Source organism: Kitasatospora sp. NPDC058218 (assembly GCF_042882445.1).
In the GTDB taxonomy this organism is placed as follows: Bacteria; Actinomycetota; Actinomycetes; order Streptomycetales; family Streptomycetaceae; genus Kitasatospora.
On record NZ_JBHVWC010000115.1, the window covers coordinates 1 to 16,321 of the forward strand.

A 16,321-nucleotide genomic window follows, 5' to 3' on the forward strand; every position below is an offset into this window, starting at 1 on the left:
ATCGAATATGGCCGCGAAGTGGTCCGGGCCACAGGATTGGTGGTGTGAGGCCGGGCACATCGTCGACGGTGGGTGACGGGTCCTCGGCCGCCCGTGCGCGGAGAGGGGGGTGGCCACCCGCTCCCGGGTGGCCCGCACCACAGCCACCACCCACCGCCGGTCAGGCCGGCACTCTCGGTGACGGACGGCGGTCGGGCCGCTGGACGGTCACCTCGGGGTAGGCGGGGGAGGGGCGGTCGAGCAGCGGCTGCCGCACGCCCTTGAGGTGCAAGTCGAAGAAGGCCGCGACATAGGCGCGGGTGATCTCCTCCGCCCGGGTCGGGGACAGGTCGGCCGACTGGGGCATGCCCGCGCGCGCCAGGAGGACGGGCTCGTCGCAGAAGCTTCCGTGGTCGGAGCCGGCGACCCTGACCCAGCGCTTCCAGTCGTCCAGCGCGGCCCACGACTCCCGCCAGGTCGGGTCGTTCACCCCGCCCTCCTCGCCCAGCATCAGGAAGGGCCGGCCGTCGAGGCCGCCGGGGGTGATCGACGGGACGAAGGTGCCGTCGAGGTCGGCCCCGGCCCGGATGCGGGGGTCGGCGGCCATGGCGGTGGCGGTGGCGGCCCCGCCGATGGAGTGGCCGGCCATGGCCGTGCGCCGCGGGTCGATCAGCGCGGCGTACCTCCAGGCGGGATGGCGGCCGGTGAGGCGGTCCAGGACGAAGGAGACGTCGGTGGCGCGGCCCGCGGTCACCAGCGGGCTCTTGTGGAGCGGGTCGTCGCAGATGGCGCAGGGCAGGGTGCGGCCGTCGGGCAGGGTGATGCCGGCGGCCTCGTAGGCGTGGTCGATCGCCGCGACCACGTAGCCACGGCTGCCGAGCTCCTCGGCGAGGCCGGTGAGGGTGGCCCGGGGGAGGCCGAAGCCGGGGGAGAGCAGGATCAGCGGGTACCGGCCGGGCGCGGGGCGGGCGCCGGTCCGGGCCCAGGTGTGCAGGGTGGTGAGCCGCTCGGCGTTGGCGGCGCCGGGCGTGTCCTGGAGCAGCAGCCGTGCCTCCTCCGAGGTCAGGTACGGGGTGGGGCCGCCGGTGCCGGGTCGGGCGGGGTAGTAGAGGGACAGCATCAGCTGTCGGGCGCCCGCCTCCGGGGCCCAGGGGTCCTGCCGGTTCTCGTCGACCAGGTGCAGGGTGTCCCGGCCGACGGGGTGGGGGCCGGTGGGGCGCGGCAGTCCGGCCGGGGCGGATCGCGGCGCGGCGGCGCCGGGTGGGGCCGGTGCCGCGACGGCCGCTTCCACCCCGGCGAGCGGCAGCAGTAGCGGTACGGCCAGCGCGGCGGCGATGGCGCGGACGGCGGTGCGCATGTGGTCCATGGCACGTCACGCTAGGCGCCCCCGGGGATGGTTGACGTCCACTCAGATGTGGACGGTCTCGTCATCCCGAAAGGGGAGAGGGTCAACCCCGAGGAGGAGAGGAGCCGGCGGCGTTCGGCCCCCGATCCACGTCCCGTCGTATGCCCCGGGCGGATGCGGCCGCCCGGGCGCGATCGGCGGTGACCGGGCGGATCGGGCCCGGCCCGAGGCGTGAGCCCGTACCGACCCGCGGGCCCGCTCAGCCGAGGAAGGCGCGCAGCAGCGCGGCGGTCGCCTCCAGGTGCTCCTCGGTGGCCCGGCGGGCGGCCGCGGCGTCGCCGGCCAGGATGGCCCGGGTCATCGCCCGGTGCTGGTCGGAGGCGTGGTCGATGTTGCGGCCGAGCATCGGGATGGCGTTGAGCAGGTCGTTGAGCCGGATCCGGGCCTCGGCGATGCCGGCGGCGAGCGAGGGGGAGCCGGTGAGCTCGCCGATCGCCAGGTGGAAGCGGGAGTCGCACTGCCGGTACTCGTCGGGGCTGGCACCGTCCGCGTCGGCGAGCCGTTGCCGCAGGTAGGTCTGCTGCTCCTCGGTCAGTTCGCGGCGGGCGGCGAGTTCGGCCGCGCCGACCTCCAGGACCAGGCGCAGGGTGAGCGCGTCCTCCAGCTCGGCGCCGAGGTCCCGGGCGGCGCGGCGCAGCTCGCCGACGTCGGGTGCGGGCAGCCGGTAGGTGACGAACGTGCCGCCGTAGCGGCCGCGGCGGGCCTCGACCCAGCCGGCCTGCTGGAGCGAGCGCAGGGCCTCGCGCAGGGTCTCGCGGCTGACGTTCAGTCGGGCGGCGAGGTCACGTTCGGCGGGGAGCCGGTCGCCGTGGCCGACCACACCGAGCTTGATCGCCTGGAGGATCCGCTCGACCGTCTCCTCGAAGGCGTTGCCGGTGCGGACGGGTCGGAAGACGCTGTCGAGCTGCCGGTCCACCTGTGCCTCCACGGGGGTGATCGTACCCGGGGGCGGGTGGCAGCCGGTCGGGGGAGTGCTCTTGACGTCGGGGTGGCCGCGGGTGAACGATGCTGCACACGGCTCCAATGGTCTGCTTTCGGGCCATTGGAGCGCAAGGGTGGCGCACCACGACGACGTGGGCGCCCGTGCCGGTCCCCGCCTCATTCCCCAGGGGTGTGCATGACATCCGAAGAACAGGTCGGCTCCAGCCCGGCCGAGCAGCCTGTCAGAGCAGTGTTTCCCGCCGATTCCAAGACCGTTTCCGCCACGGCGCCCGCGCCCGCCTCCGCATCCGCCGCTCCCCCGGCCGCCGCCCCCGCGCTGTCCCGGGACGAACAGCGGCTGCGCGAACTCGGCTACACCCAGGAGCTGGCCCGCTCGATGTCGGGCTTCTCCAACTTCGCGGTCTCCTTCTCCATCGTCTCGATCCTCTCCGGGTGCCTCACCCTCTACGGCATGGGGATGAACACCGGCGGCCCCGCCATGATCATCTGGGGCTGGCCGCTGGTCGGGCTGATGACCCTCTGCGTCGGACTCGCGATGGCGGAGATCTGTTCCAGCTACCCGACCGCGGGCGGGCTCTACTACTGGGCCGCCCAACTGGCCCGTCGCAAGGGGCCCGCCGCCTCCTGGTTCACCGGCTGGTTCAACTTCATGGGCCAGGTGGCCGTCACCGCGGGTGTCGACTACGGGGCGGCCTTCTTCACCAACGCCTTCCTCGACCTCCAGTTCGGGTTCGCCGCCACGACCGGCCACACCGTGGAGATCTTCGCGGTGATCCTGCTGCTGCACGGGCTGCTCAACACCCGGGGCGTCAAGCTGGTGGCCCTGTTCAACACGGTCAGCGTCTGGTGGCACCTGGTCGGCGTGGCGGTGATCGTGGGCGCGCTGGCCCTGCTGCCCGGCCACCACGCCCCGGCGTCCTTCGTGTTCACCGAGTTCGTCAACAACACCGGCTTCCGGAACGGCTTCTACGTCGGCATGCTCGGTCTGCTGCTCGCCCAGTACACCCTGACCGGCTACGACGCCTCCGCGCACATGACCGAGGAGACCCACGACGCCGCCCGCTCCGGTCCGCGCGGGATCGTCAACGCCATCGTGGTCTCGCTGGTGGCCGGCTGGATCCTCCTGCTCGGCATCACCTTCGCGATCCAGGACTACGCGGGGGCGCTCGGCAGCTCCACCGGCGTCCCGCCCGCGCAGATCTTCATCGACGCGATCGGCGTGACCGGAGCCAAACTGCTCCTGCTGATCGTGATCGGGGCCCAGTTCTTCTGCGGGATGGCCTCGGTCACCGCCAACTCCCGGATGATCTACGCCTTCTCGCGGGACGGCGCACTACCCGGCTCCCGGCTCTGGCACCGGATCGACCCCCGCACCCAGACCCCCACCAACGCCGTCTGGCTGGCCACCGGCGGCGCCCTGCTCCTCGGGCTGCCCGCTCTGTGGAACACCACCGCCTACACCGCCGTCACCTCGATCTCGGTGATCGGCCTCTACCTCTCCTACGTGATCCCGGTGTTCCTGCGACTGCGGCAGGGCCGGGCGTTCCCCCGGGGCCCCTGGCACCTCGGCCGCTGGAGCGGGGTCATCGGCAGCGTCGCGGTCGGCTGGACAGCGGTGATCACCGTGCTGTTCATGCTGCCGACCGCCAGCCCCGTCACCGCCGCCGGCTTCAACTACACCCCCGTGGCGGTCGCCGTGGTGCTCGGCTTCGCCGGCCTCTGGTGGCTGGCCTCCGCCCGGCACTGGTTCACCGGCCCCCGGATCCAGGACGCCCCCGCGACCGGCAGCCAGGAACTGCCGGTCGGGGAGAACGCCCTGGCCGACGAATTGGAGACTTCATGACCGCCTCCCGGCTCACCCTCGACCGGCTGGAGGCGCTGGTCGCCGACGGCAGCGTCGACACCGTCGTGCTGGCCATGACCGACATGCAGGGCCGACTGCAGGGCAAGCGGATCGCCGCCGAGTACTTCCTCAGCGACGTCGTCCCCAACTCGGCCGAGGGCTGCGGGTACCTGCTCGCCGTCGACATCGACATGAACACCGTGGACGGCTACCGGATCTCGTCCTGGGACAGCGGGTACGGGGACCTCGTCCTCACCCCCGACCTCACCACCCTGCGGTCCGTGCCCTGGCACCCCGCCACCGTCATGGTCCAGTGCGACGTTCACCACCACGACGGCAGGCCGGTCAGCGTCTCCCCGCGGCAGATCCTGCGGCGCCAGCTGGACCGGCTGGCCGAGCACGGCTGGCACGCCCACGTCGGCACCGAGCTGGAGTTCATCGTCTTCCGGGACAGCTACGAGCAGGCCTGGGACAAGGACTACCACGGGCTCACCCCGGTCAACCAGTACAACGTCGACTACTCCATCCTCGGCACCTCGCGGATCGAGCCGCTGCTGCGCCGGCTGCGCAACAGCATGGCGGGCGCCGGGCTCACGGTGGAGTCCGCCAAGGGGGAGTGCAACCCGGGCCAGCACGAGATCGCCTTCAAGTACGGCGAGGCGCTCAGCACCTGCGACGACCACGCCGTCTACAAGACGGGCGCCAAGGAGATCGCCGCGCAGGAGGGGGTCAGCCTCACCTTCATGGCCAAGTACAACGAGCGCGAGGGCAACTCCTGCCACATCCACCTCAGCCTGCGCGACGACCAGGGCCGCCCGGTGATGCCGGGCGACGGCCCGCACGGCTTCTCCCGCACCATGGAGCACTTCCTGGCCGGCCAACTCGCCTGCCTGGCCGACTTCTCGCTGCTGCTCGCCCCCACCGTGAACGCCTACAAACGGTACGTGCCGGGCAGCTTCGCCCCGACCGCCATCGCCTGGGGCCGCGACAACCGCACCTGCGCGCTGCGGGTGGTCGGCCACGGCCCCTCGCTGAGGTTCGAGAACAGGGTCCCCGGCGGGGACGTCAACCCGTACCTCGCGGTCGCCGCGCTGATCGCGGCGGGCCTGCACGGGATCGAGCACCGGCTGCCGCTGGAAGCGGAGTTCACCGGCAACGCCTACGCCTCCGACGCACCCCGGGTGCCCTCCGGGCTGCGCGACGCGATCGACGCGTTCGAGCGCAGCAAGCCCGCCGCCGAGGCCTTCGGCGCCGACGTCGTCGAGCACTACACCCACGCCGGCCGGACCGAACTGGCCGCCTACGAAGCGGCGGTGACCGACTGGGAGCGGCGCCGCGGATTCGAGCGGCTGTGACCGCGCGCCCGCTGATCGGCATCACCAGCTACCTGGACGAGGCGGCCTGGGGCGTCTGGCGGCAGAGTGCCGCCGTCCTGCCGCAGACCTACCTCGACGCCGTCTCCCGGGCCGGGGGCACCCCCGTCCTGCTCCCGCCCCAGTCCGGCGGCGTCGAACGGCTGATCGGCGCGCTCGACGGCCTGCTGCTCGCGGGCGGTGCCGACATCGACCCCGCCCGCTACGGAGCCGACCCCCACCCGCGCACCGGCCGCCCCCGACCGCAGCGGGACGGCTGGGAGCTGGAGCTCCTGGCGGCGGCGCTCGACCGCGACCTGCCGGTCCTCGGCGTCTGCCGCGGCCTGCAACTGCTCAACGTCGCGCTCGGCGGCGACCTGGTCCAGCACCTGCCGGACGAGAGCCACCAGACACTGCCGGCCGGCTACGTCCGCCAGGAGGTGACGATCCGGCCCGACAGCGTGCTCGGCGGGATCCTCGGGCCCGTGGCGCAGGTCTCCTGCTACCACCACCAGGCGGTCGGCCGCACCGGCTCCGGTCTGCGGGCCACCGCCTGGAGCGCCGACGGGACCGTCGAGGCGCTCGAACTGCCCGGCCGGGCCTTCACCGTGGCCGTCCAGTGGCACCCCGAGACCGACCCGGACGAGCCTCGACTGTTCGAGGCGTTCACCGCGGCCAGCCGCCAGGAGGCGACCAGATGACCGAACCCGACGTCCACCAGGTGATCAACCCGGCCACCGAGGAGGTGATCACCCTGATCGAACTGGCCTCGCTCGCCGAGACCGACGCCGCGGTCGCACGCGCCCAGAGCGCCTTCGAGACCTGGCGCAGGGTCGCCCCCGCCGACCGGGCCCGGCTGCTGCGCGCCTTCGCCGCCGCCGTCGACGCCGACCGGGAGCACCTGGCGGCCCTGGAGGTCGCCAACGCCGGGCACACCGTGGGCAACGCCCGCTGGGAGGCCGGCAACGCCCGGGACGTGATCGAGTACTACGCCGCCGCTCCCGAGCGGCTGTTCGGCCGGCAGATCCCGGTCGCCGGCGGCCTGGACATCACCTTCCAGGAGCCGCTCGGCGTGGTCGGTGTCATCGTGCCGTGGAACTTCCCGATGCCGATCGCCGCCTGGGCCCTGGCCCCGGCACTCGCGGCCGGCAACACCGTCGTCGTGAAACCGGCCGAGCTCACCCCGCTCACCGCGCTGCGCCTGGGCGAACTCGCCCTGCAGGCGGGCCTGCCCGAGGGCGTCCTGCAGATCCTGCCGGGGCGCGGCACGGTGGTCGGACAGCGCTTCGTCACCCACCCCGCCGTGCGCAAGGTGGTCTTCACCGGGTCCACCGCCGTCGGCCGGGCGGTGATGGCGGGCTGCGCGGCCCAGGTCAAGCCGGTCACCCTCGAACTCGGCGGCAAGAGCGCCAACATCGTCTTCGCCGACGCGGACCTGGCCAGGGCCGCCGCCACCGCGCCGTACGCGGTCTTCGACAACGCCGGACAGGACTGTTGTGCCCGGTCGCGGATCCTGGTCGAGGAGTCCGTGCACGACGACTTCATGGCGCTGCTGGAGGTCGCCGTGCGCGGGGTGCGGGTCGGCGACCCGGCCGACGAGAAGACCGAGATGGGGCCGCTGATCTCGGCCGCCCACCGGGCCCGGGTGGCCTCCTACGTCCCCGACGACTCGGCGGTGGCGTTCCGCGGCAGCGCCCCCGACGGTCCGGGCTTCTGGTACCCGCCGACCGTGCTGGCACCCGTGCGGCACGACGACCGGGCCTTCACCGAGGAGATCTTCGGGCCGGTGGTGGCCGTGGTCCCGTTCCGCGGCGAGGAGGAGGCGGTGCGGATCGCCAACTCCAGCGAGTACGGCCTGTCCGGTTCGATCTGGACCGGGGACGTCGGCCGGGCGCTGCGGGTCTCCCGGGCGGTGGAGGCGGGCAACCTGTCCGTCAACTCGCACTCCTCGGTGCGCTATTCGACCCCCTTCGGCGGGTTCAAGCAGTCCGGTCTGGGCCGCGAGCTCGGCCCGGACGCCCTCGACGCCTTCACTCAGACCAAGAACGTCTTCATCTCCACGGAGGAACGATGAGCATGACCGAGCGACTCCACGGCCGGGTGGCGGTCATCACCGGCGCGGGCAGCGGCATCGGCCTGGCCACGGCCAGGCGGTTCGCCGCCGAGGGCGCCAAGGTGGTGTGCGTCGACCTCGACGAGGAGTCCGGCGGCAAGGCGGCCAACGAGGTCGGCGGCCTGTTCGTGCGGGCCGACGTGACCGACAAGGACGCGGTCGAGGCCATGTACCAGCAGGCCGTCGACCACTACGGCCGGCTGGACATCGCCTTCAACAACGCCGGGATCTCGCCGCCGGACGACGACTCCATCCTGACCACCGGACTCGACGCCTGGCGGCGGGTCCAGGAGGTCAACCTCACCAGCGTCTACCTGTGCTGCAAGTACGCCATCCCGCACATGCAGCGCCAGGGCAAGGGCTCGATCATCAACACCGCCTCGTTCGTCGCGGTGATGGGTGCGGCCACCTCCCAGATCTCCTACAGCGCCTCCAAGGGCGGGGTGCTGGCGATGTCCCGCGAGCTGGGCGTGCAGTTCGCCCGGGAGGGCATCCGGGTCAACGCGCTCTGCCCCGGGCCCGTCAACACCCCGCTGCTGCAGGAGCTGTTCGCCAAGGACCCGGAACGGGCCGCCCGCCGGCTCGTGCACATCCCGCTCGGCCGGTTCGCCGAGCCGCAGGAGATCGCGGCCGCCGTGGCCTTCCTGGCCAGCGACGACTCCTCGTTCATGACCGCCAACACCTTCCTGGTGGACGGCGGCATCTCGGGCGCCTACGTCACCCCGGAGTGGCAGTAGGGGCGCACCGCCCCGGAGGGTTCGAAGGCCTCCGAGGCCGCGCGCCTCGGTGCTCCCCGTACGCCGCTGTGCCCCCGCGACCGTGGGGCACGGCGGCGGCCGCCCGGGTCGACGGAAACGAGGCTCGTGCGGTCGGGGCCGGCGGCGACCTACGGCGGGCCCGAATACCGCCTTCGTCGGAGTAACCTGGAAGGTGCCGGAGGAATTACCGGCAGGACGAGATCGCGAGGAGGTCAATATGCAGATTAGTGGAGCAGGAGCCCTGATTCTGCGACTCGTGATCGCGAAGTCTCCGTCCGGTCTTTCGGCCGGGAGAGAACGGGACCACTGAGGGTTCCGGGGGCGCAGGTACAAATCCTGTTGTTCAGTCTTCATGCAGGGCGTGGGCCGTTTTCGCAGAGATGCGGAGGCGGCCTTTTTGTTGTTTCCGCCGATTGGTATTCGCGGCGCCGTCCCGGCACGGGGCCCCTCGATGTCGGCGATGCCGAGCCCGTACGTGGGCCTGCCGGGCCTCGGCGGTCGGCGTTCCGGTCGAAGGCGCCCGACCACCCGGCCGGCCATCAGCCCCCGGCCGCTCGTAGCGTGCCGTCGTGGTGAGTGATCTGTTCCCGGCCCAGGGTGTGGCGCCGGGCCCAGTAGCCGGCGGAGATCCGGGCCAGCAGCCGGGCGGCCGGGTCGTCGATCGCGTGCCCGGTGGCCAGCGGGCCGGTGTAGCAGACGGCGATGCTGTAGGGCGGGGCGTCCTGCGGGTACACGATGCCGCCGCTGTGCCGGACCCCGGGGAGCCAGCCGTTCTTGAACGCCACCCGGGTGCCGGGCGGCAGGCCGGCGGCGAGGTCGACCCGGTGCGCGTTGGCGGCCAGTAAGTCGAGCAGCTCCGGCGGGAGCCGTCGCAGCAGCCGGGCCAGGTCGGCGGCGGTCACCACGTTGACGATCCCCGCCGCCTGCGCGCCGAGGTCGTCGATGCCGCGACCGGTGACGCTGTGCCTGGCCCGTGCCAGGTGCCAGACCTCGGCGACCGCGTCCAGCCCGACGTGCGCGAGGCAGAGGTTGGTGGCGAGGTTCGACGAGTGGACGATCATGCGCTCGGACAGCCACCGCAGGGTGCGCTCCGTTCCCAGCGCCTGCCACGGTGCGGGATCGTCGTCCCGCTCCCGGACGACGGCGAACCGGGGCCCGTACGTCGCCGAGACGAAGGAGTTGTGCACCGGCACCGGGGTGTCGAGGTCCCGTCCGCCGCGGTGCAGCGCCGCGAGGACGGCCACCTTCATGGTGCTGGCCGCGAGGTGTGGCGTGTCGGAGTTCAGCGTCCGCGCCCGCGCCGAGCCGAGCGGGGCCACGTGCACCGACAGCACGCTCCCGCCGGGCGGCAGGTTCACGGCGGACGGCGCCTGGCCCACGCGTGGTGGCACCTCTTCGCGCACCACTGCACCTCCGCTCCGAGATCCCGGCAGGTGTCCAGTCAGGCAGTCGCCCGTCGCGGGCAGCAGGGCGCACCCACGGCGCATCGCAGCACCGGCCGGGCGAGTCCGGTGATCTCCCGCATCCCCGTACCCGCAGCGGGCCGTTCCGATGCCGGGAACCGGTTCCGGTGCACCGCCCGCGGGGGCCGTCGGCCCTACCGTCAGGTCAGGGCATCCGCCAGGAGGGCGGCGGTCCTGGCGAGCAGTGGTTCGTCCGCCGGGGCGTCGGCGTCCCGCTGGGTGGAGAGGACGGCCAGGACGACGGGCGTCCCGTCCCGGGTCCAGGCGATGCCCACGTCGTTGGTGGTGCCGTAGTCGCCGGTGCCGGTCTTGTCCGCGAGGGTCCAGTCCCCGGGGAGCCCGGCGCGCAGGCGGGCGGCGCCGGTGGTGTTGGCGAGCAGCCAGGCGGTCAGCTGCTGCCGGTCCCGTGGCGTGAGCGCATCGCCGAGGACCAGCTTCTGGTGGCTCCGGCCGATGGCGGCCGGGCTGGTGGTGTCCGTCGCCCGCCCCGGTTCGGCGGAGTTGAGCGCGGGCTCCCAGCGATCGAGCCGTGTCAGGTGGTCGCCGATGGACCGGCAGAAGCGGGTGATCGCCGTGGGGTCGCCGAGCTCGCGGAGCAGGAGGTTGTCCGCGGCGTTGTCGCTGTGGCCGATGGCGGCGGCGCACAGCTCGGCGACGGTCATGCCGTGCGCGAGGTGCTCGGGTGTACCCGTGAGCGGGGCGTAGCCCGCGTCCGTGACGTCCCGCGCGGTGTACCGGATCCGCCGGGCGAGGAACTCGCCGTCCCGGTCGAGGTCGCGCAGCACCGCGGCGGCGGTGAGCGTCTTGTGCACCGAGCAGATCGGGAAGCGCTCGTCGGCGCGGTATTCCACGCTCCGGCCGGTGACCGTGTTCCGTGCGAACACCCCCAGCCGGGCGCCGTGTTCGCGCTCCAGGTCGGCCAGGGCCCGGGTGGTCAGGGCTCGGGTGGTCGAAGCCCGGGTGGTCGAGGCTCCGCCCGGTGACGCGCCGGCCGCGTGGGCGGGCCCACCCGTGGACACGACTGAGGCCAGTGCCGTCCCGGCGCCGAGAGCCAGCACCGCGCGGCGGCTCGGGCGCCTTGCGAAGGTCTCCACCATGGCATCCTCCTCTGCTCGACGTGTGCGGACAGTATGGGCCGGATTCGATGCGAAGTCAGGCTTCGGCGAGGCGGGGGCGGTCGGCCTGCTCAAGGGCGCGTCGACGTTCGCGGGTGCGACACCAGGTGGTGCCGCCGCCCCGTTCGTGGAGCTCGGTCCCGGTGGGCCGGTTCGGGTGGGCCGAATCGGGTGGTGGTCCTGCCGTGGAGCCGTCGCTCGGCTCCGTCGCCGCTTACTCTTCTGGACAGCATATGCAGGTAGCCGATATATGTAGCTGCATGACACAACGCTCCGTGCGACAGTCGACCCTGCCTCGGCCTGCCGCCCTCGAAGAGCGCCGGAACGGTGCCCGGGAGACCGCAGAGCCCTCCGGCCCCGTGAACGGCCCGTCGGGCCTGGCGGCCCGGTGGTTCGAGCAGGCCCGTGGGCGGCGCTGGTTCTGGCCCGCCGCGCTGGTGGCCGGGTACGCCGTCGAGGTCCTCTTCCGCCTCGTGCTCGTCCGGCACATGAGCTACCCCTCGGTGCACCCGGACGAGGACTCCTACCTCGTGCTGGCCCGGGTGCTGGCCGGGCGGCCGACCACCGAGATGCCGGTCGGTGTGGTGATCCCGGGCGGCTACCCGCTGCTGATCTCGCCGGCCTTCCGGATCGCCGACGACCCGGTCACGGCGTACCACCTGATCATGGGGATCAACGCGCTGCTGAACGCGCTGGTCTTCCCGCTGGCCTACCTGGCGCTGCGCCGGCTGGGCCTGCGCCGGCTGCTGGCGTACGTCTTCGCCGGCGTCACCGCGCTGCTGCCGCCGGTGATCTTCTACTCCGAGTTCGTCATGTCGGACACCGTCCTGCCGGTGCTGATCCTGGCCTGGCTGCTCTGCATGCACGGCTGGCTCGGCGACGGCCCGGCCAGGCACCGCTACTGGTACGCGGCCGGCACCGGCGCGGCAGCCGCCTACTCGATGGCCACCCACGACCGCGGCGGCGTCGTGGTCGCCCTCACCGCCGTGGTCCTCGTCGGCGTCCTCGCCCTGCGCTGGGCCCCCTGGCGGACGACCGCGACGGGCCTGGGCGTACTCGGCGCGGGCGTGGTCGGCTCCACGCTGCTGGACCGGTGGCTCGAAGCGCAGTTCACCGTGGGGGCGAGCGATGTCGGCGGGTACCTGTGGGAGGGCCTCACCGACCCCGACAAGACCCAGATGACGCTGACCAGGACGGCCGGGCAGATCTGGTACTTCATCGTCTCGACCTGGGGGATCGGCGGCCTGGCCGTCGTCGTCTGCCTGTTCGCGCTCTTCAGCAGCCGCTTCCCGCGCCCGCACCGGATCGTCGGCGGCGTGCTGGTGGCCCTGCTCGTCGGCACCGCGCTCGCCTCCGCCGCCGCCCTGCCGGACGACGGGCGGATCGACGACTGGGTCTACGCCCGCTACCTCTCGTTCCTGGTCCCGGCGGCCTTCGTCGCCGGCGCCGCCGTCCTCTGCCGCTCCGGGCGTCGCGGCCTGGGCTACGCGATGGCCGCCACGGTCGGATTGACCCTGGTCCTCGGCAAGACGGTGATCTGGTCCGCCGGCTCGATGCTCACCACCAAGCTGTTCATCGGCTGGGCCCTGCCGGACGTCACCTTCCTGGCCGCCGACTGGATGCGGCTGAACATCATGCGCTCCTCCACCGCCGCCATCGTCATCCTGGGCGCGGTGGTGCTGCTCCTGGTCGCCGGCGGGCGCCGGGTGTTCTGGGCGGTCGGCCTCTCGCTCGCGCTGTTCGCCGGCTTCGCCACCGCCACCATCACCGAGCAGGTCAGCCACCCCCACGCGAACTGGCGCAAGCCGCTGGCGACCGGCTTCACCAAGTCCGCCGGGATCAAGCCCACGGACCAGGTGGTGTTCGCCTGGGACATGGACGGGGGCCTGCGCAACGCCCAGGCCTTCGAGGTCTACCAGGGCCGGGTCTGGTACCGGGACCCGCGCTGGCAGCCCGTCCCGCCGGAGGCGACGGCGCTGGTCACCCCGCCGGCCCCGGAGGGCAAGGCCCCGGACGGATACTGGCCGGAGCACCCCGCCGAGTGGTACGTCGAGAAGGTCGACAAGGCGCAGGGCTGGACGCTCTGGCGCAGGCACTGACCGGACGGGGGCCCACGGCCCACCCGCCGGCGGATGCACCACCGGCGCCGGGCGGCCGGAGCCCCGCGTGGCGAGGGGGCGGCCCACTCACCCCCGGGGGGCGCCCCCACCCCCCCCGGCGGGGTCCTCCCCCCCGGCCCCGGGCGGCCCGGCGCCCCGCGGGGGGGGGGGGGGCCCCCCCCCCCCGCGGGGCCCCCCCCCTCGCCGGGTGCTGTTGGTTGATTCGGCTCCTGCTGTGCCCCGCCGAGCGTCAGCTCGGCGGGGCACAGTGCTGCGAAGTGGCTGGTGCGGGTGCGGGCTCGGGGTGTGCCGGTGAGGTGGGCGTCGATGCGGGCGAGGTTGATCGCGGCGCCGGTGAGCCGATGTTGGAGGCTGGTATTCGTCAGGCCCCGGTAGCGGGATCTGCGCAGGCCGCAGCGTCCGACGGCCTGAGAGATGGTGCCTTCGACGCCGGCCCGGATCTTGTAGCGCTCTTTCCAGGCGTCGCTCTGCTGCTCGGCGCGGATACTGCGGATGGCGTCGTGCTCACTCTGCTGCTGTCGCAGCATGAGTTCCCGGCGGCGGCCGGTGGCTGAGCTGACGCGGTCCCGCAGGTGCGGACAGGGGCCGCAGCGGCTGACCGGGACCTTCACCTGGATGACCGGCAAGCCCTTGGAATCGTTGCGGGAGTACCAGTTCGTGGCGGTGACACCGCCGGGGCAGGTCACCTGCCGGTGTTCCTGGTCGATGGTGAACGCGTCCAGCGTGAAAGCACCCTTGGCCTGGGCCGAAGTGTTGCCGGCCAGTGGCCCGTGCAGTTCCACGCGATGTCGGTCACGGGCAGCAATGACATGGACAGCGGTGGGATATCCGGCATCCACCCAGTGCTCGGCGGGCAGGAAGTCGCGGGCGGCGAGGGCGGCGAGGGCGGCGTGGATCTCCTCTGTCATCGCGCTGTCCGCGACCGTGGCCACCGTGGTGGCCACGTTGGTGACCAGGTTGGGAACGTCCGTCTCGCCGCAGGTCTCGGTGAGATGGACCTTGTGTCCGTCCCACATGGTGTCTCGTTCGACGCCGACACGGGCGTCCGGGGCATAGGGGTTGACCAGGCGCATCGCGCCCGGCGGCCGTGCTTTTGGGCCTCTGCGCATCACCTCGCCGTCCACCCGGTGGAAGTGCTGGACCCAGACCTGACGCAGGAACTCCACCTCGTCCAGCGAGCGGAGTGCCGCGGGGGCGTCAGCGCTGAAGACGGCTTCCAGCAGGTGTGTCCCGTCCCGGCCGATTCGCAGCCCCACCCCCTCCCGCTTCGCGCGGGCCTTGGGGATCCGGGAGTCCTCAGCCCGGGTGGCGTAGTGCCTGAACCAGTCCGGCTCCGCGATCTCGGACAACCAGTCCGGAACGGCCTGGGCGAGCGCGTTCAACGCCGCCCGCAGCGTCTCGGCCACCTGCTCCAGCCAGCACAGTTCACGGGCCACCGAGAGCACATGTGTGGCGTCCGTGCGGGCCCGGCCCGCGCTCTTGAGCAGCCCCTTCTCGCGGGCCGCGGCCAGCACACCGTCCATGACCCGGCGCCCGCCGTCCACCCCGGCCAGCCGGTCCCTGAACTCCGACAGCACAGAGAAGTCGAAGCCGCGATCGTCGAGTCGGAGCCCGAGCGCGTACTTGAGGTCGATCCGTGCCCGCACCGCCTCTGCGGCCTGGCGGTCGGTCAGTCCTTCCACGAACTGGAGCGCCGACACCAGCGCCGGCCCGGCGGGCGACCAGGCAGGGCGGCCTCGCGAGGCGTACAGATCCGAGAAGTCCTCGTCCCGGAACATCGGCCCCAGCTCGTCCCGGACCCGGATCGCCAGACTCCCCTTCGGGGAGGCGGCCCGGGCCACCCGCACCGTCTCCGCCGGAATCTCCCCCGACCCCTTCGAACGCATCGACATCGACACCCACCCCACATAACAACGTCGGTCCCCATGACCACAACCGGGTCATGGGGACCGACGTCACGCGAAGGGCCGAATTAACCAACAGTATCCCGGGTGGGCGGGCCCGCCTCGCTGAACAGCGTGGGCCAGCCGGTGGATGGTGAGCGCCGCAGAGCTCCGACCGGCCCAGGCCCTCTTCCGGGCCCGGCCGCCCGCCCTCGTGTGCGGCGGCCGTTCGCGCGCGGGAGACCTCGGCCGACCGATTGCCCGCTGCCGGGACATGCTCCTAGTAGTTTTGTTAGGTGGTGTCGTAGGTCTGCCATGGGGCGGGTTGTCGGCAGGTGGGGCAGGTGCCGGTCCAGGTGGCGATGAGGTGTTGGAGGAGGTCCAGGGCCTGGCCGAAGGTCAGGCCCTGGCCAGGGCTTTTGGGAGGGCCCGCTGTTCGGTGAGGAACAGGTGGGCCGCGCTGACGAGGGTCACGTGGCGGTGCCAGCCGATGAAGGAGCGGCCCTCGAAGTGGTCCAGCCCGAGGCGGGTCTTCAGCTCGCGGTAGTCGTGCTCGATCCGCCAGCGTGACTTCGCCAGTCGGACCAGATCCCTGGCGGGCATGTCGGCGGGCAGGTTCGAGATCCAGTACTTCACCGGCTCCGTCTCCCCCTCGGGCCACTGCGCGATCAGCCAGGTGAGGGGAATCGTGCCGTCGTCGGCCGGCTTGGGACGCCGCCCGGCCAGGCGGACCCGCAGCAGGACGAAGTGCGAGCTCATCGCCGCCTTGGAGCCCTTGCGCCAGGTCACGCTCCGCCCCGCGCCGCGTCCGGCGGCCAGCACGTGCTCGCGCAGGGAGACCGGGCGGCTGCGGTAGCGCGCCAGCGGCCGGGGCCCGAGGCCGCCGTAGGGCGGCCGGTGCGGTTCGGCGTCTTCCGTGTGGGCGGTCATCTCGCCCTTCGCCTGCAGCACGTAGGCCAAGTGGCGGTCCTCCAGACCGTGACGGAAGTCGGCGTTCGCTCCGTAGGCGGCGTCCGCGACGAGCACGGCGGGCCGCAGCCCGGTGGCGGCGAGTTCGTCGAGCATCTCCAGGGCCAACTGCCATTTCGGCCGGTGGTGCTCGTCCTCGGGGATCCGGCAGGCCGCCCGCCGCCCGGCCGCCTCGGGGCTGTCCCAGGACTCGGGCAGGAACAGGCGCCACGACAACGGGCACGAGGCGGTGTCGGAGAGTGCGTGGACGCTGACGCCGATCTGGCAGCTGCCGACCTTGCCCAGGGCTTGTATATCAATTACTGCTTGCTCTGGTGGAGTTGGTGGGATGGTGGACCATGCCTGTGCATCCGCCCATCACCGCGTTACGGGCCAAGTT

12 protein-coding genes and 1 pseudogene are annotated in these 16,321 nt (G+C 72.7%); 7 read left to right on the forward strand and 6 right to left on the reverse strand.

The window, feature by feature from the left end:
- Positions 1 to 68 precede the first annotated feature (68 nt).
- On the forward strand, positions 69 to 221 hold the full coding sequence (locus tag ACFVYI_RS41155) for an EspF repeat-containing protein (RefSeq protein WP_387895042.1): 153 nt from the start codon (positions 69 to 71) through the stop codon (positions 219 to 221).
- On the opposite strand, the gene ACFVYI_RS41160 is transcribed toward ACFVYI_RS41155, so the two are convergent.
- Both ACFVYI_RS41160 and ACFVYI_RS41165 read right to left on the reverse strand, forming a co-directional pair.
- Positions 161 to 1,345 (reverse strand): alpha/beta hydrolase family protein, encoded by a 1,185-nt coding sequence (locus tag ACFVYI_RS41160; protein ID WP_387895024.1) that lies wholly within the window; start codon positions 1,343 to 1,345, stop codon positions 161 to 163. The two genes, ACFVYI_RS41155 and ACFVYI_RS41160, sit on opposite strands and share 61 nt — an antisense overlap.
- 238 nt (positions 1,346 to 1,583) lie before the next feature.
- Positions 1,584 to 2,312 (reverse strand): FadR/GntR family transcriptional regulator, encoded by a 729-nt coding sequence (locus ACFVYI_RS41165; protein WP_387895026.1) that lies wholly within the window; start codon positions 2,310 to 2,312, stop codon positions 1,584 to 1,586.
- Positions 2,313 to 2,501: 189 nt separating this feature from the next.
- Here ACFVYI_RS41165 and ACFVYI_RS41170 point away from each other — a divergent pair, with 189 nt between their 5' ends.
- Genes ACFVYI_RS41170 through ACFVYI_RS41190 form a run of 5 tightly spaced genes read left to right on the forward strand, consistent with a single transcriptional unit; the run spans position 2,502 to position 8,371 of the window.
- Positions 2,502 to 4,169 (forward strand): amino acid permease, encoded by a 1,668-nt coding sequence (locus ACFVYI_RS41170; RefSeq protein WP_387895028.1) that lies wholly within the window; start codon positions 2,502 to 2,504, stop codon positions 4,167 to 4,169.
- Positions 4,166 to 5,524, forward strand: a complete 1,359-nt coding sequence (locus ACFVYI_RS41175) for a glutamine synthetase family protein (protein ID WP_387895029.1) — start codon at positions 4,166 to 4,168, stop codon at positions 5,522 to 5,524. Before ACFVYI_RS41170 ends, ACFVYI_RS41175 begins: the two co-directional genes overlap by 4 nt.
- Complete coding sequence (locus ACFVYI_RS41180; protein WP_387895031.1) at positions 5,521 to 6,222, forward strand: gamma-glutamyl-gamma-aminobutyrate hydrolase family protein; 702 nt, start codon at positions 5,521 to 5,523, stop codon at positions 6,220 to 6,222. The genes ACFVYI_RS41175 and ACFVYI_RS41180 overlap by 4 nt, the downstream gene beginning before the upstream one ends.
- The gene (locus ACFVYI_RS41185; protein ID WP_387895033.1) at positions 6,219 to 7,595 is read left to right on the forward strand and encodes an aldehyde dehydrogenase family protein; all 1,377 of its coding nucleotides are present in this window, start codon (positions 6,219 to 6,221) and stop codon (positions 7,593 to 7,595) included. Before ACFVYI_RS41180 ends, ACFVYI_RS41185 begins: the two co-directional genes overlap by 4 nt.
- Positions 7,592 to 8,371, forward strand: coding sequence for a 3-oxoacyl-ACP reductase (locus ACFVYI_RS41190; RefSeq protein ID WP_387895035.1), 780 nt, complete (start codon positions 7,592 to 7,594; stop codon positions 8,369 to 8,371). Before ACFVYI_RS41185 ends, ACFVYI_RS41190 begins: the two co-directional genes overlap by 4 nt.
- Positions 8,372 to 8,931: 560 nt before the next feature.
- On the opposite strand, the gene ACFVYI_RS41195 is transcribed toward ACFVYI_RS41190, so the two are convergent.
- Complete coding sequence (locus ACFVYI_RS41195; protein WP_387895037.1) at positions 8,932 to 9,795, reverse strand: serine hydrolase; 864 nt, start codon at positions 9,793 to 9,795, stop codon at positions 8,932 to 8,934.
- Between the two features lie 200 nt (positions 9,796 to 9,995).
- A complete protein-coding gene (gene bla, locus ACFVYI_RS41200) occupies positions 9,996 to 10,952 on the reverse strand; it encodes a class A beta-lactamase (protein WP_387895038.1) in 957 nt (318 codons plus the stop codon).
- A gap of 278 nt (positions 10,953 to 11,230) precedes the next feature.
- Here bla and ACFVYI_RS41205 point away from each other — a divergent pair, with 278 nt between their 5' ends.
- Positions 11,231 to 13,069: a phospholipid carrier-dependent glycosyltransferase gene (locus ACFVYI_RS41205; protein WP_387895040.1), complete on the forward strand. Its 1,839-nt coding sequence runs from the start codon at positions 11,231 to 11,233 to the stop codon at positions 13,067 to 13,069.
- A gap of 233 nt (positions 13,070 to 13,302) precedes the next feature.
- Here the strand turns inward: ACFVYI_RS41205 and ACFVYI_RS41210 are convergent.
- Positions 13,303 to 14,982, reverse strand: a pseudogene (locus ACFVYI_RS41210) (IS1182 family transposase); the annotation flags it as partial.
- A gap of 390 nt (positions 14,983 to 15,372) precedes the next feature.
- Positions 15,373 to 16,272 carry an IS701 family transposase gene (locus tag ACFVYI_RS41215; protein ID WP_387895044.1) on the reverse strand — a complete coding sequence of 300 codons (900 nt, stop codon included), beginning with the start codon at positions 16,270 to 16,272 and terminating at the stop codon, positions 15,373 to 15,375.
- Positions 16,273 to 16,321 lie beyond the last annotated feature (49 nt).